Origin of the sequence: Streptomyces sp. NPDC017529 (assembly GCF_044329785.1) — a bacterium.
Classification (GTDB): domain Bacteria; phylum Actinomycetota; class Actinomycetes; order Streptomycetales; family Streptomycetaceae; genus Streptomyces.
Genome location: NZ_JBIRJY010000034.1, coordinates 1 through 19,112, shown reverse-complemented (window position 1 = coordinate 19,112; position 19,112 = coordinate 1). Strand labels below are relative to the sequence as shown.

33 protein-coding genes and 1 pseudogene are annotated in these 19,112 nt (G+C 70.5%); 25 read left to right on the top strand and 9 right to left on the bottom strand.

Features of this window, described 5'->3' with window-relative positions:
- Positions 1-270 precede the first annotated feature (270 nt).
- Positions 271-435 carry a hypothetical protein gene (locus ACH4K4_RS37385; protein WP_398174382.1) on the top strand — a complete coding sequence of 55 codons (165 nt, stop codon included), beginning with the start codon at positions 271-273 and terminating at the stop codon, positions 433-435.
- 44 nt (positions 436-479) lie between these two features.
- Here ACH4K4_RS37385 and ACH4K4_RS37380 read toward each other — a convergent pair whose 3' ends face one another.
- Positions 480-872, bottom strand: coding sequence for a hypothetical protein (locus tag ACH4K4_RS37380; RefSeq protein WP_398174379.1), 393 nt, complete (start codon positions 870-872; stop codon positions 480-482).
- Between the two features lie 167 nt (positions 873-1,039).
- Here ACH4K4_RS37380 and ACH4K4_RS37375 point away from each other — a divergent pair, with 167 nt between their 5' ends.
- From ACH4K4_RS37375 to ACH4K4_RS37360, 4 genes are read left to right on the top strand one after another with little or no spacing between them, the layout of a single operon-like run.
- Positions 1,040-1,249: a hypothetical protein gene (locus tag ACH4K4_RS37375; protein WP_398174376.1), complete on the top strand. Its 210-nt coding sequence runs from the start codon at positions 1,040-1,042 to the stop codon at positions 1,247-1,249.
- Complete coding sequence (locus tag ACH4K4_RS37370) at positions 1,246-1,566, top strand: hypothetical protein (protein ID WP_398174373.1); 321 nt, start codon at positions 1,246-1,248, stop codon at positions 1,564-1,566. The genes ACH4K4_RS37375 and ACH4K4_RS37370 overlap by 4 nt, the downstream gene beginning before the upstream one ends.
- Positions 1,563-1,865 carry a hypothetical protein gene (locus tag ACH4K4_RS37365; protein ID WP_398174370.1) on the top strand — a complete coding sequence of 101 codons (303 nt, stop codon included), beginning with the start codon at positions 1,563-1,565 and terminating at the stop codon, positions 1,863-1,865. The genes ACH4K4_RS37370 and ACH4K4_RS37365 overlap by 4 nt, the downstream gene beginning before the upstream one ends.
- Positions 1,862-2,122 carry a type II toxin-antitoxin system RelE/ParE family toxin gene (locus tag ACH4K4_RS37360; protein ID WP_398174367.1) on the top strand — a complete coding sequence of 87 codons (261 nt, stop codon included), beginning with the start codon at positions 1,862-1,864 and terminating at the stop codon, positions 2,120-2,122. Before ACH4K4_RS37365 ends, ACH4K4_RS37360 begins: the two co-directional genes overlap by 4 nt.
- Positions 2,123-2,186: 64 nt before the next feature.
- On the opposite strand, the gene ACH4K4_RS37355 is transcribed toward ACH4K4_RS37360, so the two are convergent.
- The 3 genes from ACH4K4_RS37355 to ACH4K4_RS37345 form a co-directional block, all read right to left on the bottom strand.
- Complete coding sequence (locus ACH4K4_RS37355) at positions 2,187-2,444, bottom strand: hypothetical protein (RefSeq protein WP_398174364.1); 258 nt, start codon at positions 2,442-2,444, stop codon at positions 2,187-2,189.
- Positions 2,441-2,830 (bottom strand): hypothetical protein, encoded by a 390-nt coding sequence (locus tag ACH4K4_RS37350; RefSeq protein WP_398174361.1) that lies wholly within the window; start codon positions 2,828-2,830, stop codon positions 2,441-2,443. The genes ACH4K4_RS37355 and ACH4K4_RS37350 overlap by 4 nt, the downstream gene beginning before the upstream one ends.
- Before the next feature lie 421 nt (positions 2,831-3,251).
- A complete protein-coding gene (locus ACH4K4_RS37345; protein WP_398174358.1) occupies positions 3,252-3,917 on the bottom strand; it encodes a hypothetical protein in 666 nt (221 codons plus the stop codon).
- 187 nt (positions 3,918-4,104) lie between these two features.
- On the opposite strand from ACH4K4_RS37345, the gene ACH4K4_RS37340 reads away from it, so the two are divergent.
- A complete protein-coding gene (locus ACH4K4_RS37340; RefSeq protein WP_398174355.1) occupies positions 4,105-4,395 on the top strand; it encodes a hypothetical protein in 291 nt (96 codons plus the stop codon).
- 15 nt (positions 4,396-4,410) lie between these two features.
- On the opposite strand, the gene ACH4K4_RS37335 is transcribed toward ACH4K4_RS37340, so the two are convergent.
- The 5 genes from ACH4K4_RS37335 to ACH4K4_RS37315 form a co-directional block, all read right to left on the bottom strand.
- Entirely contained in the window at positions 4,411-4,566 is a 156-nt protein-coding gene (locus ACH4K4_RS37335; RefSeq protein ID WP_398174353.1) for a hypothetical protein, read from the bottom strand.
- Between the two features lie 218 nt (positions 4,567-4,784).
- On the bottom strand, positions 4,785-6,023 hold the full coding sequence (locus ACH4K4_RS37330) for an XRE family transcriptional regulator (RefSeq protein ID WP_398174350.1): 1,239 nt from the start codon (positions 6,021-6,023) through the stop codon (positions 4,785-4,787).
- Between the two features lie 268 nt (positions 6,024-6,291).
- Positions 6,292-7,365, bottom strand: a complete 1,074-nt coding sequence (locus ACH4K4_RS37325; protein ID WP_398174347.1) for a hypothetical protein — start codon at positions 7,363-7,365, stop codon at positions 6,292-6,294.
- Between the two features lie 186 nt (positions 7,366-7,551).
- Positions 7,552-7,821, bottom strand: a complete 270-nt coding sequence (locus tag ACH4K4_RS37320; protein WP_398174344.1) for a hypothetical protein — start codon at positions 7,819-7,821, stop codon at positions 7,552-7,554.
- A gap of 201 nt (positions 7,822-8,022) precedes the next feature.
- Complete coding sequence (locus tag ACH4K4_RS37315; RefSeq protein WP_398174341.1) at positions 8,023-8,304, bottom strand: hypothetical protein; 282 nt, start codon at positions 8,302-8,304, stop codon at positions 8,023-8,025.
- A 183-nt stretch (positions 8,305-8,487) separates the two neighbouring features.
- Here ACH4K4_RS37315 and ACH4K4_RS37310 point away from each other — a divergent pair, with 183 nt between their 5' ends.
- The 19 genes and pseudogenes from ACH4K4_RS37310 to ACH4K4_RS37220 form a co-directional block, all read left to right on the top strand.
- Positions 8,488-8,844 carry a hypothetical protein gene (locus ACH4K4_RS37310; protein ID WP_398174338.1) on the top strand — a complete coding sequence of 119 codons (357 nt, stop codon included), beginning with the start codon at positions 8,488-8,490 and terminating at the stop codon, positions 8,842-8,844.
- The gene (locus ACH4K4_RS37305) at positions 8,841-9,263 is read left to right on the top strand and encodes a hypothetical protein (protein WP_398174335.1); all 423 of its coding nucleotides are present in this window, start codon (positions 8,841-8,843) and stop codon (positions 9,261-9,263) included. Before ACH4K4_RS37310 ends, ACH4K4_RS37305 begins: the two co-directional genes overlap by 4 nt.
- The gene (locus ACH4K4_RS37300; protein ID WP_398174332.1) at positions 9,260-9,424 is read left to right on the top strand and encodes a hypothetical protein; all 165 of its coding nucleotides are present in this window, start codon (positions 9,260-9,262) and stop codon (positions 9,422-9,424) included. The genes ACH4K4_RS37305 and ACH4K4_RS37300 overlap by 4 nt, the downstream gene beginning before the upstream one ends.
- Positions 9,421-9,672 carry a hypothetical protein gene (locus ACH4K4_RS37295; RefSeq protein ID WP_398174329.1) on the top strand — a complete coding sequence of 84 codons (252 nt, stop codon included), beginning with the start codon at positions 9,421-9,423 and terminating at the stop codon, positions 9,670-9,672. Before ACH4K4_RS37300 ends, ACH4K4_RS37295 begins: the two co-directional genes overlap by 4 nt.
- Positions 9,669-9,908, top strand: a complete 240-nt coding sequence (locus tag ACH4K4_RS37290; RefSeq protein ID WP_398174326.1) for a hypothetical protein — start codon at positions 9,669-9,671, stop codon at positions 9,906-9,908. Before ACH4K4_RS37295 ends, ACH4K4_RS37290 begins: the two co-directional genes overlap by 4 nt.
- Complete coding sequence (locus ACH4K4_RS37285) at positions 9,908-10,264, top strand: hypothetical protein (protein WP_398174323.1); 357 nt, start codon at positions 9,908-9,910, stop codon at positions 10,262-10,264. The genes ACH4K4_RS37290 and ACH4K4_RS37285 overlap by 1 nt, the downstream gene beginning before the upstream one ends.
- Before the next feature lie 10 nt (positions 10,265-10,274).
- Positions 10,275-10,457, top strand: a complete 183-nt coding sequence (locus ACH4K4_RS37280) for a hypothetical protein (protein ID WP_398174320.1) — start codon at positions 10,275-10,277, stop codon at positions 10,455-10,457.
- Between the two features lie 67 nt (positions 10,458-10,524).
- Entirely contained in the window at positions 10,525-10,698 is a 174-nt protein-coding gene (locus tag ACH4K4_RS37275; RefSeq protein WP_398174317.1) for a hypothetical protein, read from the top strand.
- Positions 10,699-10,768: 70 nt separating this feature from the next.
- Positions 10,769-11,614, top strand: coding sequence for a hypothetical protein (locus ACH4K4_RS37270; protein ID WP_398174314.1), 846 nt, complete (start codon positions 10,769-10,771; stop codon positions 11,612-11,614).
- A gap of 82 nt (positions 11,615-11,696) precedes the next feature.
- Positions 11,697-11,975, top strand: a complete 279-nt coding sequence (locus ACH4K4_RS37265) for a hypothetical protein (protein WP_398174311.1) — start codon at positions 11,697-11,699, stop codon at positions 11,973-11,975.
- 28 nt (positions 11,976-12,003) lie between these two features.
- On the top strand, positions 12,004-13,671 hold the full coding sequence (locus ACH4K4_RS37260; protein ID WP_398174308.1) for a DUF2637 domain-containing protein: 1,668 nt from the start codon (positions 12,004-12,006) through the stop codon (positions 13,669-13,671).
- A gap of 20 nt (positions 13,672-13,691) precedes the next feature.
- A complete protein-coding gene (locus ACH4K4_RS37255) occupies positions 13,692-14,171 on the top strand; it encodes a hypothetical protein (protein ID WP_398174305.1) in 480 nt (159 codons plus the stop codon).
- Complete coding sequence (locus ACH4K4_RS37250; RefSeq protein ID WP_398174302.1) at positions 14,168-14,359, top strand: hypothetical protein; 192 nt, start codon at positions 14,168-14,170, stop codon at positions 14,357-14,359. The genes ACH4K4_RS37255 and ACH4K4_RS37250 overlap by 4 nt, the downstream gene beginning before the upstream one ends.
- 14 nt (positions 14,360-14,373) lie before the next feature.
- The gene (locus tag ACH4K4_RS37245; protein WP_398174299.1) at positions 14,374-14,931 is read left to right on the top strand and encodes a hypothetical protein; all 558 of its coding nucleotides are present in this window, start codon (positions 14,374-14,376) and stop codon (positions 14,929-14,931) included.
- Entirely contained in the window at positions 14,928-15,152 is a 225-nt protein-coding gene (locus ACH4K4_RS37240) for a hypothetical protein (RefSeq protein ID WP_398174296.1), read from the top strand. Before ACH4K4_RS37245 ends, ACH4K4_RS37240 begins: the two co-directional genes overlap by 4 nt.
- Positions 15,153-15,273: 121 nt before the next feature.
- A complete protein-coding gene (locus ACH4K4_RS37235) occupies positions 15,274-17,802 on the top strand; it encodes a hypothetical protein (RefSeq protein WP_398174293.1) in 2,529 nt (842 codons plus the stop codon).
- A 9-nt stretch (positions 17,803-17,811) separates the two neighbouring features.
- A complete protein-coding gene (locus ACH4K4_RS37230) occupies positions 17,812-18,312 on the top strand; it encodes a conjugal transfer protein TraB (protein WP_398174290.1) in 501 nt (166 codons plus the stop codon).
- A gap of 24 nt (positions 18,313-18,336) precedes the next feature.
- Entirely contained in the window at positions 18,337-18,780 is a 444-nt protein-coding gene (locus ACH4K4_RS37225; protein WP_398174287.1) for an NUDIX domain-containing protein, read from the top strand.
- 29 nt (positions 18,781-18,809) lie between these two features.
- Positions 18,810-19,112: pseudogene (locus ACH4K4_RS37220) on the top strand (hypothetical protein); the annotation flags it as partial.

Here is a 19,112-nt window from a genome sequence, read left to right as displayed (position 1 = left end):
AGGGTGATGCGATGTGGAGGTTGGCTCGGCGCGGAGCACCTTTGGTGGAACTCGTCCGGTCTGGGCCAGACGAACCGGGCCACGAGCCGGGCCCACGGTCGTTAGACCGCAGCACCGACTGTAGCGGAAACGACTGACGGCCGGGCGGGAACCGGGAGGCACCCGGCCTGTTTCAGTCCGCTCCGTTCCGCACAGGCCGGCTGCTGTCTCGCCGTCCCGTTCCCCGACTGCTATCAAGGGACGACCCGTGCGGGCAGGGGAGGGGGGAACGTGTACTTCGAGTTCGTGTGCGGCTGGTGCGGGGAGGCCAACGTCCTGTACGGGGAGCAGGCGGGGTTCTGGGGTACGAAGTACGAGCTGCCGGAGGAGTGGGACTGCTGGTCCTGCGACGGCACGAACGTCACGCCGGACGGGCCGTGGACCGAAGCCGACTGACCAGTGTGGTGCCCGTTGGCATCTGGCAGGGGGCCACGATGCTCCTAGGCCCGGTGTGCTCCCTCGTCAGCGAACTCCGGGCCACTGGTGTCCAGGCGCATGGGGCCGGTGGCGGTGTGCATCCGCTGGACGGCGGCCGACAGGGCGGCGGCCGCGGCCATCGCTTCGTCGCGGGCGGCCACCAGCTCACGGACAGCCCGGTCGGGATGACCGCCGCCTTCGATGCGGATACGGCCGCGCTCGAAGGTGTCCAGCACGGGCCAGACCGACTGCCGCACGGCCTGCTCCAGCATGCCGGTCAGGCGGGTGAGGGAGCCGAGGGCGGTGTAGGAGTCGCCGGGGTTCTCCCAGTCGGTGGCGGTGGTGTGGGAGGCGTGGTGGAAGGCGCGGACGTGCTCGGCGGCGTCGGCCAGATGACGGGCGGGGTTCTGGCTCACGGGGTTCTCCTCGGCGGGGGTGTGGCGGCGCACGGCAGAGACTACGCGGCACGCAACCGTCCCACCGGGGGAGGGCGAGCCGTTCTTCGCGACCGGAACGTCCCCGACATCGGGGCGGGGGGTCACCGGCGTCGCTAGTGTGGTGTCTCCCCGACCTGGAGGACGGCATGCCGGAGCCGATCGACACACAAGCCGCAATGAAGCTCCGCGACTGGGCGAATCGCGAACGTGAGCAGGCGCCGGCCCTTGCCGATGTCCTCGATGACTTCGCTGCCAACGGACTGCCGACACCGGCCGAGTGCACGCCCTGGGAGCAACTCCGCGACGCGCACTACGAGCGTCTGGGGATTGCCGCACACACCGAGGGGACCTCATGAGCAGCGAGCCGTGGACCATCGAGAGCATCCGCGACGCCCTCGCCGACCCTGACCTCGTACAGCGCTTCCTGAGCGAGATCAACCGGGCGCCGGCGCACCAGCTCCTCACCGTCTTCGCCAAGTGGGAGCGCATCGCCAAGGACACCCTCGCTGCAGTCCAGCGCGGCCGGGAACTTGCCGCCTACGAGGCCCGAGGCGAGCAGCCCCCCGGCGAGTGGATCGACGTCACCGATCGTGTTCTTGATGAAGCTCGCCGGATCCGCGCACGCGGCACCGCGCGGCCGGAGCACGTCGCACGCACCGAGGGGACCTCATGAGCGCGCCGTTGTGGACGATCGATTCCCTCGCCCATGCCCTTCCGGCCCCTGAGCTGCGGCAGGAGTTCCTGCGCGAGGCGCACATGGCGACCCTGGACGAGCTTCCCGGCGTCTTTGCCCGGTGGGGGCGTCTCGTGGAGCGCTACGACGCCTCCCGCCCGGAGATGGAAGCCCTCCTCCGGTACGCCAGGAAGCATGACGGCGGGCTGCCGGTCGACCTCGCGGACGACGGCACCACGGATGAGTGGATGACGCAGTGGGGCGAGAGCCTGAGGCGAGCGGAGACCGACGCCGCGTGACCTACCGTCTGGTCGTCCCGCCGAGCATCCGGCGGCAGATCGAGAAACTGCCTCTCGAGACGCAGCGCGCGCTGCACGCCCTCTTCCGCGACCTGCGGGAGGACCCGGACCGGCACAGCGGCCCGTACGGGCTGGAGGATGACGGGCCGGTGCGGATGCGGTCCGCCGGCCGCGCCGGTGCCATCGCCGTGGTGCTCATCAGCGACCTGTCGGTCACCGTCACGGTCGTCAGCGTCCAGACGCCCCTCGCCGACTGAGCCCCCGCCGGATGACCGGACGGGGGCACAGGACGCTCAAGCCAGGTCGCGCAACCGCTGGGCGTCAGGGTTGCCGCGGCGGGGCGTCGACCCAGACGATGCGGGTGGCGCCGCCGTGGCCGTGGACGGTTTCGGCGTCGTCCAGGCGGTCCCAATGGACTATGGAGGGGCGGGGGCCGCGCCAGCGGACGGATGCGGTGCCGTCGGGCCACAGGACGCCATCGGCGACGCGGCCAGTGCCAGACATGCCGGTCACGTCGGTGTGGCGTTCGAGGTAAAAGCGGCGGGGGCTGGCGGGCTGCGGTTGGGCCGGGTCGGTCATGGCTGCTCTTTCTGCTGGCCGGTGAAGGCGTCGGTGTCGATGAGGTGCTTCAGGCGGGCGGTGAACCGTGCGCCGAACTCGGGTCCGATCCGGTGTGCGAGGGCGAGCAGTTCGGTGACGAGGGCGGCGGCACCGTCCTCGTTCATGAGGTACAGGTTGCGGGCCCGGTCGGTGGCCCGGTTGATGCGTCCTTCAAGGAGCATCGCCAGGTAGGGCGTGGGGTTGCCGGGGCTGCCCATGAGGGTGACGGTGGAGTGGTCGAGCAGGACGGCGTCAGTGGTGTCGATGATGACGCTGTCGCGGTCGTGGGGGCCGCCGGGCCCGGCGATGTCACCGCCGGACTTGCGGGGGTCGCCGCTGACGCGGCGTCCGGTTCGTTTGGCCATGGACGGCTCTTTCCTTCGGCAGGGGCGGCTGACCAGTGTGGCGGCTGCTGGCAGAGGCGTTGCCCCGGATGACAGTGCCCCGACGGTGGATGGCCTCCACGTTCCCCGCCGTCCGTGACGAGCCGCCCGGCCGGTTGCGTCTGGCCGAGTGACGTTAGCGGCCCTGCACGTCTGCGGACGCAAGCGCGAACGCCCCCACCGGATCTATCCGGTGGGGGCGCGACTTCATCGCTCGCTGATCGAAGACGGATGCGCATCCCGAGCCGCGCTATCGCCTCGGGGCTGCCCCATCGTCTCAGTCGTCACCCGGGCCTGCAACGGAAACACGGCATCTTGCCAAGCTGACGGTCCGGTGACGGTGCACGAAGCAGAGGGCGCGGAGTCAGCAGCCCCGCATGCCCGGGGATGCAAGCGCGAAGGGCTACGGCTGGGCGGGGAGCAGGGTGAGACGGACGCTGCGGCCCTCCAGATGGAAGCTGAACGGTGCCACAATCTCCTCGCCGACGTTCTCGACCAGCCAAGTGTCGTCGCCGTCCCGGCCGCAGCGCACGTACAGGTGCCCGTCGAGTTCCACGAGCAGCGCGGCACGGTCCAGGCGCTCGCGGACGTGGCCGGAGAAGGCGAGCTTCCCCTTCTCCCAGGCTTCGCGGACGTGCTTGTGCACGGTGGGCAGCTTGTGCGGCACCAGCGGCCAGGCGTAACCGGGCCCGGGCAGCCGTGCGACGCGAAAGTTCTCCCAGACGGGCGATCCGCCACTGCCCTCGGGGTAGCCGCATTCGCGGGCCAGGTCGGCCCATCGATTTGCCTTGATGTGTCGACGGCAGCGTTCGCACGCATACCAGAGCATTGCGGCTATGGGCAGACCGATACCGAAGCCCATGCCTAGCAGGTCCATGGACTGGGTGGCTTCTCCGGTGGGGAAAGCCCATACGACGGGTGGCGACGGGATGCCGATGAGGGGGCCGTTGGGGCAGAAGTCGCAGGCGGCGCCGGCGTTCTCCATGTTGATGGGCTCGGCGGTGGCGGCGTTGGGCGAAGGGGCCGGGGCGCCAGTGAGAGCTTCGAAGACGGTATCCGGTTGCTTCATGCCTGGGTAACGACGAGCTTGCGGACAGGGGAACGCCCCTGCCGTGACCATCGACAGGGGCGCAGCCGCGGGCTATCGCTCGCCGCAGTGCATGCGGATCAGGTTCCCGACCGCCCACGCCAGGGCGAGTGCCGCCTCGGCGTTCGATGAGGCAGGGTGGCCTCGTCGAACGAAGCTGGGAGGCAGCGTGACCGATGCGAACAGGCGCAGGACGAGGGTCACCGACGATCCGGACACGGACAAGATGGGCTTGAGCTGGGAGATGGCCCGCGAGCATGCGCGCCGGCAGCTGGGCTGTTCCCGGGGTGAGGCCGTCGCTCTGGTTGAACGTCTGGCGGTGCGCCGCGGCCTGGAGCCGTATCAGGTGGTGCAGGCCGACGCGGACGAACTCCGCTGGCTGGACGCGACGCCGCTGCCGGATTGGCGGGAGGTCGAGGCCCGGGTCTACGGGGACAGGACGCGCGCCCCCGGCTCGTAGCCGAGGGCGCGAGGATCACTGCTTGGCGGTGACGGCCGCAATGTACGGGGCGAGTGCGGCCGCGAGTTCCGCGTTGGGCAGCAGGCCGATGGGGATGGCGGCGATGAGCAGGAGGAACAGGAAGGCGGCAAGGGCGCGATTCTGGTCGTCGCAGGGGCTGTTACAGGACATGGGAGGGCACCTTCGTGGGCGGTGGTGGATGGTGGTCATGCCACGCCCACGCGTGGTCCTCGAGGAGCCGCCCTGATGCTGGCCGCTGACGGGCGGTGCCTCAACCACGAAACTACCCAGTTACTATTGCGTGCGCAATAGGTTCTATGGATTTGGGGAGTCGCGCAAACGCCCCTGCCGGGCTGTCCGGCAGGGGCGTAGCTGTAGTCACACCCGCATCAAGCGGTGCGTAGTGCCCGCAGGTGCTGCACGAACTCCTGGGCCTCGCTCTCGTGCCCGTACTGCTGGGCGAGTACCGATCCGAGGTCGGCGGTGACCATCGTCAGGCTCGGTACGGACCGGCGGGAGCCGCCGAGTGCCTGCTCGCCGTACGACAGGGCGGTGCCGAGGTCGCCTTCGCGGGCGGCGACGGTGCCGAGGGTGACGCGGGCCTCGGCGTTGCGCATGGGGGCGCGTTCGGTGCCGTCGAAGTCGACTCCGGCCCGCAGGACTTCCCGGGCGAGGGTCTCGGCGCGCCGGTTCTCCCCGACCTTGCGGTAGCAGTCCATCGAGTAGAAGTCCCACTTGGCGGGGTCGACGACGAAGTGGTTCTCGATGTTGTCGGGGTAGGGGAGCGTCTCGAGGAGCCGGCGGCCCGAGTCGAGGGCGACCTCGGTCTGCTGCCGGTCGCCGATCCGCGCCCACGCCTTCGCCTTCTGCGCCCACAACTGCACGGCGACCGACTCGGTGGGGGCGGCGGTGATGCCGGCGTCGGCGGCCGCGATGACGCCGCGGTAGTCGCCGGCAGTCAGCGCGAACCAGGCGCGCATCTCGTGGGCCCAGCCCTTGACGGCGTGGTGGTCGGCTTCGGTGCCGAGGGTGAGGGCGGCGCGGCGGGTGGCTTCGGCGTCGTGCCGGTGCCCGGAGTCGTATTCGACGCAGCCGACGAGGAGGGCGAGCTGCCCGGCCAGGGCGATGATGTCGCGGTGCTGGGCGAGGCTGATGCGCTGGTGCTGCATGCCGGCGACCCGGCCGAGCCAGGCGCGGCCTTCGACGAGGAGTTGGTCGGCGGGCATGTAGGCGTATTCGCAGCACAGCCGGTCGATGGTGATGTGCAGGGCGTCGAGGGTGGCTTGGTCGACGTCGGAGGCGCGAAGGCGGGAGACGATGTCGGCGGTGTCCATGCCGGAGACGGCGGTGATTTCGGCGTGGCCGTCGCGGCGGGGGTTCTTCTTGGGGAAGAACGCGTAGCGGGCGGAGCCGAAGGTGGCGGCGATGTGCTCGGCGTACTGGTCGGGGAAGACCTCGCCGGTCTCCCACCGCTTCCATTGCCGCAGGAGGGAGTCTTCGCTGGTGTCGGCTTGGGGGCCGGTGAGGCGGGGGTGGAGGGCGCGGACGGCGTCGCGCTGGGACCAGGCACGTGCGGCCCGTTCTTCGATCATGCGGCGGGCCCAGTCGGGGCGGTCGTCGGCTGCCATCTGCTCCCCCAGGGGCGTTGTCGGCTACGGCTGAGTCTGGCATGGGGCGGGCGGGTTCGGGGGGTGACATCTGGCGGTGACATTTCAAATGCCCAGGTGAACGTCACTTACGGGGCGCTTACCCGGGGTCGCACGGTGACGGAAGGAGATCACCGGCGGCCTCGGGAGGAGAGCCATGCAGCAGTGGCACACCCCCGGCCGTACGGCTCCGGGAGGGGCTGGCGGGGACCGGATCGCAGCACGGTCCCCGCTGGCCCGTACAACTTGCTCAGGGGCGCTTCCCGCCCTGACGGAAGGCTTCCAGAGCGGCACGGACCGCGCCCATGCCCTCCTCCGAGCACACCACGTTCTCCGGCCGCTGAGGAACACCGTTGTTCGATCGCTGCCCAGGCGGCTTCCTGCTCCTGGATCCCTTCCGCGGAAGGTCATCGATGCGTGCGGCGAGCACCTTGGGGAAGCTCCTGATGCCATCGGGGTTGTACGTCAGCTTCCGCACCAGAGCATCATCCAGCTCCCACCCTCGCTCAGCTACTGCTGCGGCCAGTTTCGGCGACAGCTTCCGAGCAGTGGCCGGCCCGGCACACCACGGATCCGGCAGTTCCTCGAGGAAGACCGATGCGGCCGCGATCTGTTCTTCGGTGATGGCGGAGCCCTCCCCCTCCCTCCCATCGGCAGCCTCCGGCATGAGGGGGTAGGGGGAGGTAGTTCCCTCCTCCTCCGGGGGGTGTGGGGGGTAACCGCCATTGGAGGCACATGGTGCGACCTGCGGTTTCTCGTGTTCCACCACACCGGCCATCGACCATGCCTGGTCATTGACGGCACATGGTCCGACCTGCGGTTTTGCCTCATCCACCACATGTGGTGGATCACCATGTGTGGTGGATGGAGGCACATGGTCCGACCTGCGCGTTTCCGATTCGTCCCCTTCGAAGCCGATGAACCTTTGCCCCGCCGAAGCATCGGGCCGGGCGCGCTTCGAGACCTCGTAGCGGATGCCCGCCACACGCCCTCCTTCGCCACGCAGACGCCGAGCGCGTACGTACCCAGACTTCCGGATCAGAGCCATCTCGCGGCGTACGGCGTCTTCTCCGAGCGGCTTGCCGTTGGCGCTCTTCCAGCCCAAGGACCGGAACCAGTCCACGAGGTCTTCCACGCCGAACTGGGCGCCCTGCGGCAGGAACCAGATGGCCTGCAGAACGGTGATGGTCTGCGGCTGCCATCCGTGCCCGAAGAAGGTCTCCTCCGTCACGGTGACCGACGGCTCGGTCTCCACCGCACGCGCGTAGGTCTCGGCGGTACTGCTGACCGCGTCGGGCGTGGGCATCTCGTGGGCGCCGGTCACCGTGCCACCTCCGCCGTACGGACGATGGCGCAGAGTGGCCTTGTTGGCGGTTCGCCAAGTGCAGGTACCCTCATTGGGGACCTCAACTTTCAGGGTGAGCGTCTTGGCAGCGAGTGCGACCTCGCTGTTGTGCTTGGACGGCCGGCGGAGCTGCGAACAACGCCGGTCGTTCGTGCTTTCTGGGACTTACACGTCGCCGCGGCGACGGCCGGGACCGCGTCCAGCGGATGGGTGGGTCCGAAAGAACTCAAGGAACGGCTCGGTGGCCATCACCCGGGCGTTGCTGACTTTCCCGTACGGATGCGACCTGTCTTCGCCGAACGGCCAGTCCTCGTAGGTGTCGGCAATGTGCCGCACGCCCTGGTGGGTGATCCGGTCTCGGATGCCCAGTTCCATCAGCAGCTCAGCGCCGCTCTGGAAGGTGACGACGGGCGGCAGCCTCTTCTCCGTGGTCACCAGGCGGCTCCCCAGGTAGCAGCGGGGTGCTTTCTGGTGAGTCTCACTAGTACGCTCAACTGGAACCTCTCTTCACGGGGTGGTTCATCTGCGCCGACGAGACGCTGCGAACGGTCGGCGTGGCTTGTGACGGTCGGCCGGTCTTGCACACCGGTCGGCCGTCTGCGCGTTCAGACCACTGGAGGCCCGCGCGCGAGACGGCTACTCGTCGTTCGCCTCCTTCTTCTCCAGTCGCCGCCGGCTGTCCCTTACGGCCGCCTTGCTCGCATGCGCGACGAAGTACGGCTTGAGCTCGTGCCAGTCGGCGACCTTCGAGCGTCCAACTTGCTGGACGGGCGGGAAGTTCTCGTCGGTTCTGGCGAGCTGGGATACCCGCTGGTGGCTCATGGACGGGGCGATGCCTTCCTCCACTACGCGTCTTGCGGCTTCGCGGAAGGTCACCAACTCCGTTCCTCCTTCTCCGGCGATTTTGTCTGCCTCCATCTTCGTCTACTGACTTGCCATGTGGCAAGTCAGGCGTTACGTTCTTATCAGCGCAACAGAACGGCCCCGAACCAGCCGAGCTGGACCGAGGCCGTCTGCCCCGCCCGGTGCTCCAACACCGAGCAGAAGACCCGCCCACCTGCCGATACAGGGAGGCCGATCCGTATGGATCGTAACGGCCAAATGGCAACCCGCACCATCGCCCCGCGCGCCATGCGTGCCGAGGCCACCGACTACTCCCAGCCGACCATCGCCGGGTTGGCGGCGGGCCGGACCCCCATCCGCCTCGTACACATCACCGCCGACGACCTGGCCGCCGCCGGCTTCCGTCCCGCCGCCCCCGAATCGCTGGACGTCGTCGAGGCCCGTCACGACATCGCCTCCTTCCACGTCGGTCAGAAGACCCGGTGGATGGCCACCCGGGACCTCACCCTCGCTGAGCAGGCCGAGTACCGGTGCGCCCTCAACACGTTGCGCCGGACCCGGAGGATTCTTGCCGCGGCGGGCCGCCAGCCCTACCAGCCGGGCGGTGCGCGATGACGACCGCCGACACCCGCACCGCGTACCTGTCGGAGCCGGACGAGTTCCTGCGCCGCGCCCGCCACGACGATGAGCTGCGCGAGGCCGTCGCCCGCACCACCGGGCAGGCCGCGTACCAGCCGCCGTCCCCCTCCATCCCCACCCGCCGCCTGTCCAACGCGTTCACCGCGTTCGCGAAGGCCGCCACCGCGTACCTGCAGGACAGCACTGACCCGGTCACCCGGGTCGCCATCACCGACCACGCCTCCGGTGACGACGTGCTGGTGGCGCAGATGCCCGCGGAGATGGCGGAGCTGGTGGTGGGGGCGCTTGCGGTGGTCACGAGCCTGATGGCCGCCGAGAACCGGGCCGACGGCTCCGACTCCTCCGACTCGACGCGTCTGGCGCTGCGCCTCGTCCCGGCGGGAGGTGCCCGATGAGCACCGACCCGCGCACCCCGGCCACGCCGAGCGTCGAAGAGCAGCTGCACCGGCTCGAGGACGCCGCCGAATACGCCGCCGCCCAGGCCCTGCGCGACATCCAGGACCACCGCGACGACGCCCACCTCGTCACCTACACCCGCACCGGAGGCGCGTCGTGACCACCGTCCTGTGGCTCCTGTCCACCCTGCTGTTCTTTGCCGGTCTTCTGCGGGCCGTCCGTCGGGACGCGGCGTCCCAGTGGCAGGTCCCGGCCGCGTGGGCGGCGGCCGCCGCCCTCTCCACCCTCAACCACGTCCTGCAGCGCGACCTGCCGTGGACCGTCTTCACCCTCGTCGCGACGGTCTTCCTGGCCACGGTCGCCTCCCACGAGGCGGGCAAGGCCCGCACGACGGGAGGCGTGCGATGACTGCCACCCCGAACCCGCAGCCCGGCCCGGTCGACCCCGAGCTCGTCGCCGACATCGATGCCGTCTTCCTCGGCTACTGGGACGACGCCCTGCTCGACCTGTTCACCGCCGACTACCGGCCCCACGCCCTCCAGACCTACGCCCACCAGCACGGCTCCCAGACCCGCGAAACCGAGCCCGAGCCGGACGCCGACGCCGACCCGCCCGCCCGCACCTGCCAGAGCGGCGACCAGTGATGACCCTGTGCACCCTCCCCGGCCCGGTCGCGGACACCGCCGCCGACCTGGCCGGGGCCCACCCCGCACTCGACCAGATCCTCCTCGCCCTGATCGAACTTGACGAGGCCACGGGCCTGGAGGCCGATGCCACCGGCGCGCTCATCTCCCGCCTCGCGGGCGAAGACAGCGTCCTCACCACCCTCCTCCCGCAGGTCCTGCGCTCCCTCGTCACCGGCCCCGCCATCGCGGCCCTGCCGTACGAGCAGCGCACCACCGCCCTGGCCCAGATCACCGCCCTGGCAGCACACCTCGAAGCCCTGCCCACCCACCTCGCCGACGCGGCAGCCGCCGCCATCGACCCCTACCAGCCCTGAGGAGATCGCCATGCCCGCCACCGCACCCCGCACCGCGTCCCTGCCCCGCGAGCTGCCCGCCGGCTCCGCCCGCTCCCTGCCCATGCTCGACGCCGTCGTCGAAGTCCTGCGCGCCGCCGGCGAACACGTCCACGTCGTCTACGCCGCCCACGGCGACCTGTTCAAGGTCGTCCCCGACGAGCAGGCCGCCTGACCACCCGCCCAGCGGGGCCCGGCCGGGAGCCGACAACGGCCGGGCCCCGCACCCGAAGGAGACCGCCGTGAGCGCAGCCCAGAACGCCGCCGACGCCATCCAGAACTTCGCCCACACCGTCAACGACAAGGGCTTCGACCACCCCGACACCCACGCTGCCCGGGATAACGCCCTCGCCGCCCACGCTGAAGCCCGCGCCGTCGGCGCCACCGACGACGACATCAAGAACGCCCGCCGCTGACCAACCGCCGTGTGGAGCCCGGAAGCCGACACCGGGCCCCCGCACCACCACCGACAAGGAGCACTGACCCATGAGCGTCACGATCCGCAACACGTACGGCACACCGCACAACGTCAGCGACACCAACCCGACCCACGTCACCAGCTGCGACAACTACCGGCTGCCGCTCGTCGGCACCATCGCCCCCGGAAACCCCGGCTACGAGGACATGGTCGAGATCCTGAAGGACAACGGCCACGACACCCGGCCCGAGGGCTACGGGCTGATCTTCCTGGAGTCCGAGGAGTTCAGCGCCACCTACTTCGGATCGATCGAGCAGATCGAGCAGTACAAGCGCGAGAACGTCGACGGCGCGGCGACCTTCGACGCCTCGCAGGGTGTCGTGTACGCCCAGTGGCCCCACGGCAAGGGCTGGGATGAGTTCCTGCCCCGCGTCTTCTGGAATGTGAAGGCGCGCGGTGCCATCGCGGACGGCATCGGCCTCGTCACCGCCTTCGCGCACACCGAGACCCCGGGCGCCGAGGTCATCGTCTACGAGTTCGAAGGCAAGTGGCTGCCCGACCGCGACCCGACCCCGATGGTCACCTACCACTGCACCGCCTGCCACCTGGACACGTTCCACGACTGCGGGCACGTGCACGAGAACACCGGCCCCAGCGACCGCCGGTGGGCGGCCCGGCAGGCCCGGCAGCACATCGTGAACGCCCACCGGCACGGCGTCGGCGGACAGAACAGCCCCTGCCGTCCCAACGGCGGCGAGATGCTGCGCGCCGTCAACGCCGTCGCCAAGGACCGCCTCGGCATGACGAGCAACCCCCTGCCGGACACCGACGACGCGTACTGCGCGGCCAAGGGCCCCTGCTCGATCATCCGCGAGCTCCGCGCGGGCGTCCGACCGCCCGTCTACCGCGCCTAAAGCCCCGCGCCACCCGACTCCGCCCCGATCGAGGAGAACCCTCCCCCTCAAGACCACCGCCTGACCACCCGGAAGGACCGCCATGTTCACCGCCCTGAAGACCCGCCGAGAAGCACGGCGAGAAGCGCAGCAAGCCCGCGCCATCCACGACCAGCTGATGAACCTGGCCCGCCACCTGGTCAGCGAAGCCATCCTCGGCTCCCGCCGTACCGCTGACGGCACCCCCGACGTACGCCCCAACGACCTGGTCACCGCCGCCTTCGGCCAGTACGCGATGTGCCTGGACGAGTCGGAAGCCACCAAGTACGTCACCGCCGCCCTGTTCGACCCCTACGGCTACCGCACTCAGCAGACCGACTGACCCCCGCCAGCCGAAAGGACATGTCCCCGTGACCACCCACCCGGCCCCGGAGCCGCCCCCCACCGGGGCCCCCGCCTCTCCCGAGGCCGGGCCCGCCCCCCGCACCACCACCCTCACCTGGTCCCGCGGCGAAAAGTGGCTGCTGCGCGCCGGCATCGCCTCCGGCACCGGCGTCGGCACCCTCGGCCTCGCCTCCTCCTACCGCGCCCTCGAACACAAAGCCGCCGCCCCCGCCTCCGCCGGCGGATGGGGCTGGGGCGACTACGCCTGGATGCTGCCCGTCGGCGTCGACCTCGGCATCCTCACCTTCTCCATCGTCAACCTCCTCCTCGTCAAAGCCGAAAAGCCCCTCGCCTGGGTCAAATGGGTCCCCCGCCTGCTGACCATCGTCACCATCGTCCTGAACTGGTCCACCGGCGCCACCCTCGAAGGCAAGCTCGGCCACGCCGCCCTCGCCGCCCTGTGGGTCGTCCTCTCCGAAATCGCCGCCCACCTCTACGCCGCCCACATCGGCCGCCTCAAGGGCCAGCGGCACATGGAACGCATCCGCCTCTCCCGCTGGCTCTACCAGCCCGTCAGCACCGCCCGCATCCACCGCCTGATGAAGACCTGGGAAATCACCTCCTACAACGAGGCCCTCGAACGCGACCGGCAGCGCATGGTCTACCGCTCCGGACTGCGCGAGAAGCACGGCCGCCGCTGGCGTTTCAAGTCCACCGAGAAGGACCTTCAACCGCTGCGGCTCCTCGGCTACGGAATGACCCTCGAAGACGCCCTGGGAGAGCCCGAGCGGCAGAAGACCGACGCCGCCCTGCGGACCCAGAAGCACGACCTTCAACGCGCCCAGGCCCGCCTTCAAAAGGTTGAAGCGGAATCTTCAATCCGAGCCGCCGAACTTCAAGCCCGTACCGCCGAGGTCCGCGCCCAGGGCGAACTGAAAGCCGCCGAAGCCAAGGCCGACGCGGACGCTTCAGTGGCCGTTCAACAAGCTGAAACCGATCTTCAAGTGCACCAGGCGCAGGCTCAAGCCGAGATGACCCGCCTCGCCGCCGAGGCCCAAGCCAAGGTCGCCGAGCTGCAGGCCCAGGGCCAGGCCCGCGAAGACGAACTGGCCCGCCAGCGGGAAAAAGACCAGCTCGCATGGGACGCCGAACGCGCCAGCATCCAGCGCCGGCAGGCACTTGAAGCCCGCGACGCCACAGTTGAAAACCGCCGCCAGGAGATTGAAGCCGAGGCCCGCCGGCGCGCCGACACCGCCACGGCCAACCGCCGCGAGCAAGAGGAGAAAGCCCGCGCCGAACAGCTCCGGCTGGAGGCAGCTGAAACCGCCGACGCCGCCGTTGAACGTGAGCTGAAAGTCCAGGAGAACCGGTTGAAGCTCGCCGAAACGGAAGACCAGGCGCAGGCCCTCGAGCGCCGCGCCGCCACCACCGAGGCCGCCACCGCAGCCGCCCGGTTGAAAGCCGCCCAGGACGAATTGAAAGCCGCCGAACTGGAGGCTGAAGCCCGCCTCACCCCGGTTGAACGCGACGCCCGCAAGGTCGCCCAGATGATCCGCGACGAAGGGCTCAAGGCCGTCACCGTCGCCCGCATCGAAGCCGACCTCGGCGTGTCCACCGGCACCGCCCACAGCCGCCGCAAGCGCGCCATCCAGATCCTCCAGGACAACCACGAACTGCCCGCCGAAGTCGCCTGACCACCGCAAAGGAGACCGCCATGACCACCCGGACCGACACCCAGCCCCTGACCCCCGACCAGCTCACCCACTGGCTCCGCGCCCACCTCGATGACTTCGACCCCGACCAGGTCATCACCCCCTTCACCCTCACCGACATCCACCCCGGCCTCGGCTGGACCCGCGCCCGCAACGCCCTGGCCGCCCTGCACGACGCCGGCCTCCTCCACGAAACCTGCCGCACCGCCACCTACGCCCTCCGCCCCGACCTGCCCACCAGCGGAAACGGCCACGTCTGGCTGCGTCTGACCAACCGCGCCGGAGCCCCCGTCGAAATCATCGCCACCCAGCCCCGGCCCGCCGACCCCCACGACGCCGAATGGCTCAACACCCGCTGGACCTGCACCGGCTGCCCCGCAGGCAGCCACGACATCTCGTACTACCTCGCCTCCGAAGGGGCCACCAAGCACGCCGCCACCTGCGCCGGCCAGGCCCTCACCGCCCCCGGGACCGCCGCATGAGCAACGAAGCCCCGGCCACCAGCCCCGACGGCGCCCGCTACGAGTGGGACACGGTCACCCTCAGCGTCACCCTCGCCGCCCTGGAAGAGGCCGCCGACCACGTACGCGCCTACTTCGCCGAACGGCCCGCGACCAGCACAACCCCCTGCCACATCCGCCTCGAACTCCCCGCCCAAAACAGCGACTAACCAGGACGTACGCCATGGACATCGACAAGCTGATGAGCCGCCCAGGGATGCGCGAGTACACCACCGAACAGCTCGCCACCTGGGTAAACGACGCCTCCCAGGTCCGCCAGCTCGGCCAGATCCTGCAAGCCCGCCTCGCCGCCCAGCAGATCGAAGGAGACAAGCCGGGCTCCGCCAAGCGCCGGGCCCGCAAAGTCGGCAAGCGCTTCAACAAGGTCGCCGACCTGCTGCAGAAAGCCGCCGCCGAGTGCGAAGGCCTCAACGAGGCCTACAAGCGCGACGTCCTCGACCTGCCCGAACGCCGTGCGAAGACCCTGGAGAAGAAGCAGGACCGCCGTCAGATGCGGGCCCTGGCCTGGGCCAAGGCCCGCACCGTCGTCGACCGGTCCCTGACCGAGTCAGCACACGCCATCGCCGCCCCCGAGACCGCCCACGGGCAGCCCGCGACGCCCCCGCAGGCGGTCGCCCCGCCGCCCCAGTACGTCAGCCCCCAGCCCTACTCCCTGCCGAACACGGGCGCCGCCAACCAGCCGCTGCCGAACATCACCGACCTGTTCCCGGAGGCCCTGTGACCACGCCGGCCAAGGCCCTGCAGCAGACCCTCGCCAACCAAGCGGAGCACTACAACGCGGCACAGGCGAAGGCTGCGGGAAGGGGGCCGATGCACCTCATCACGTTCTGGACCAGCGTGTGCCGCAAGCTCGCCAAGGACGCCCTCGAAGACGGCGACCCGGAGGTCGCGAACCGGCTGGCGGCCCACCTCAACGACTTCTACCGGGCTCACACACAGTGACCGGATTCGTCATCATCACCCGCCGAAAACGAGGTGATGAACCGCCCAACGCGCGTGCGCGTCGCGCACGCGCGAGGGTGCCGCACCCGACTACAGCCTGTCAACCCCGAAAGGAGCCGCGATGAGCGACGATTCCACCCGCGACGGCCGTGACGGCGATGCTCGGGTCTACCCCTTCCCCCGGCTCGGCTTCCGCCTGAGCCCCGCCTCGGGGACGCCCTCCGGGCCCCCGGTCCCGTCGACGCCCGATGTTCAGGCCCCCGCCGGGACCGGAAGCGGAACAGAGGCAGAGGGCCGGCGCAGCCCTCTGGACATCGTGGACGCGCTGCCCGCCCCGGACTTCAGCCTCGCCCCCGTGGCAGCTACGCCCAGTCCCGAGGGCGGCCTGCCGGACACCTTCCGCGGCACCAGCGACAGCACCCCGCAGGACACGGGCGGCCGGATGGGCGCCCTGTCCTTGGCCGCCATCCTCGCGGTGGCCGTCGCCGCGTTGCGCGGCACCAGCATCGCCCTGGAGGACTGGCGCCAGCGCCGGATGCAAAAGCGCGCGGAGGGTGCCCCGCTGCGCCAGGCCCGCCTCAAGCACCAGCTGGCCATGGAGCAGGCCGCGTTCTCCGGCGAGGCGGCGCAGGCCAAGCATCAGCAGGCGATGAACGGGATCGGCGACAAGGCGGCGCAGGAGCGCGCCAAGCAGCAGGCCAAGGTGCCCTCCAGCCTGGAGTTCGGTCGTAAGGCAGCCGGTGGCGGCGGCCAGGGATCCGGTGGGGGCCGTGGCGGGGCGGGCTCGTCGGGTGCGAACGGTACGGGGCCGGGCCGCGGCAACAAGCCGGGGTCGGGTCCGGGCAACCGCTCCAGTTCCGGTGCCGGCCTGTCCGGGGGAGGGGTGAAGGGCAGCGGATCGCGAGGCCCCGGGTCCGGTGGCAGTGATCGCAATTCTGCTGGTCGCGGCCGTGGCGGTGGGGGAACGAAGGACCGCTCCGCGTCCGGCGGCGGCTCGAGGGGCGGCGCGGGCAGCGGCGCGAAGGGCACCACGAACACCGGGGGCCGCAACACCGGCACCGGGACGGCCGGCAAGTCTTCCGGTGGCACGAAGCATTCGGGCGGCGGCTCGGCGTCGGGCGGCTCGGACCGCACGAAAGCGCCGAAACGGTCCTCGCAGGGCGCCGGCGCCGGGCTGAAGAAACAGCAGAACAAAGCGAACCAGGACCGCACCCGGCTGCCGGATGCGCTGAAGGACACGGCACAGAAGGCCGCGGCACGGCGGCTGAACAGCCGCCGCAGCAACCTGGACAAGCCCGCCGTGTGGAAGGACCCGAAGAACACCCAAGGGCCCCAGAGCGGCACGAAGACGCCGCTGAACAAGAAGGACACCAAAGGCCGGACGGACCAGGCGAAGGGCCCCGACCTCACCAAGGGCCCGCCGAAGGACGGCAAGGAGACACCGGGCACCAAGAAACCCAAGCTCGGCCCGGACGCCGCCACGACACCCCGGCGCGGCAAGAACGACCCCGGCACGGATCGCAAGGACCACAAGGGCGCCGGCGGGACGCGCGGCACGGACCGCACCAGCCTGTGGGACGCCCTCAAAAAGGACACCGCCGATTCCGCCAGCAACCGGTGGGGCCAACGCGCCACGGACCGCGGAGTGCCGCCGCTGTGGAAGAACGACAAGCAGCGCACCAAGAAGAAGAACAAGGCCAAGCGCGACAAGCAGGAGCAGAAGAAGACCGGACCCAAGAAGTCGCCGAAGGACGGCCCCAAGGCGGCCTCGGCCGGTCCGAAGACCAGGACCAAGAAGGCTGCGGGCGGTACCGGTCCGCAGGACCGCTGGACCCGGATGCGCGACCGCGCCCGCCGCGCCTACGACTCCGGGGCCGCCGGCCCCGGTATGGGCACCCCGGGCCCGGACGCGGCCAGCGACTGGGCCCAGGACTTCCAGGACCGCACCGGCGGGCAGGCCGGGCCGCGGCGCAGCCCCTTCGAACATGCCGCCAGCACCGGCCCCACCACCTTCACGGTCGACCGCGACGACTACGTCGGCGCCCAGGCCCGCCGGTGGGAGCCCGACGCCCTCACCCAAGGCCAGGCCGCCCTGCCCGCGGCCCCTGTCCCGCACACCCCGCGCCCCGGCACCACCCGCCCCCACCCGGCACCACCCGCACCTGCTCCCGCCTCCGCCCGCACCGACCCCCGCCTCAAGGAGGCCCGCACCATGGCCCACCAGCACGGCACCGCCGTCGCCCACGCCGCCCGCCAGATGGACGCCCAGCACGCCACCGAGATCAACCTCGACGACGCGCTCGACGAGTACGACGTGTTCGCCGCCGACGGTTTCAAGACCCACGAACAGTGCCTGAAGCTCTCCAACCGGGCCCGTGCCCTGCGCGACACCCTCGCCGCGTTCGCCGCAGACCTCGCCGTCAACCACAACCTCATCGGCCGCCTGTTCACCGGATCGATGGCCCGCCTGTCGGAGTCCATGGACCTCCTGGCGCGCATGGCCGACGAGATGCAGATCTCCTCCCTGCACGCCGCAGAGATGGCGGAGGCCGCCAACGACGACCTCAACGACACCTATCGACCCTGGAGCCAGGCCACCGCCGACGCGGGCCTGACCACCCCGTCCGCCCCGATCCACAACCAGAGCTGAGGACATCCCGTGAGCGACGACAGCGACGCCATCGAACCGACTTCCGTGCGCACCGGCGCCGAAGCCGCCGGGCACGGCGCCGTGCCCGCGGTCCGCGACGAGAACACTCCCGCCACCACCGGCTGGACCAGCGCCCTGCACGGCATCCTCAATTTCGTCTCCCTCGCCGCCCGTGTCATCGCCCTGGCCGGCGCCGCCGCGTTCCTCAAGGAACAGCTGCACTTGCTCAAGGCACGGATGCACGACGACGCCGACCGGGCCCGCCGCTTGACCGGACACCTCGGTCAGGCCCACGTCGCCCCCCGCTTCCAGGCCCAGGCTCTCGAGGTCGCCGCCGACTTCGACCGGGTCGCCGAAGCCTCCGGCGAAGTCGCGAACGCCGCCGACCAGATGGAAGCCGACGCCCGCGGTGTCCGCGACGCCCACCAGACCGAGTACGGCGGCATCTACGAAGTCGCCCAGGCCTCCGAGTACGACCAGCCCAAGCCCGGCTTCAACGAAGTCCGCTGAACTCATCACGAAGGGAAAAGCACCATGGCCGAGACCCACGAGACCATCCGCTACACCGCCGACCTCGTTCTGTTCGCCGACGGACACGTCCTGCTGATCAAGCGGAAGTGGGATCCGTACGCCGGCAGCTGGGCCCTGCCCGGCGGCCACCGAAACGCGGACGAGGGTCCGGATGAGGCCCCGATCGAGGCCCCGGACGTCGCTGCCGCCCGCGAGGCGCAGGAGGAGACAGGTCTCACGGCCCCGGCTGCCGACCTCCGGCACGTGGGGCGGTACGACGCCCCCGGTCGTGACCCCCGCGGCCGGTACATCACCGACGCCTACGCGGCCACGCTGCCCTCACCGATCCCGCCAACAGCAGCGGACGACGCCGCCGAGGCCCGCTGGTGGCCCCTGGACGCCCTCCCCAACCTGGCGTTCGACCACGCCCGAATCCTCGCGGACGCCCAACACCAGCTCACCCACTGACCACCCCCCCTCGACCAGGAAGGACCGCCGTGGCCCTCGCCGACCAGCCCCTGACCGCCCTACCGGCAGCGCCGCGGCCCGTGCCCGCCCGCAGCATCCGCCGCCGCAAACGCCTCGAACGCCTCACCTACGGCGCCGCCACCCTCGGCCTGGCCCTCGGACCGCACACCGACCTCTGGCCCGCCCACCTCGGCACCGCCGCCCTCGGCACACTCACCAGCTGGTGGCTGTGGCGTAAGTGCCTGTTCCTGAACCGGTTTCCGCTGGTCACCGGGCTGCGGCGTATAGAGGCAGTTTCGATAGCCGTTCGGTTCGGCGTCGATGGACGGCGT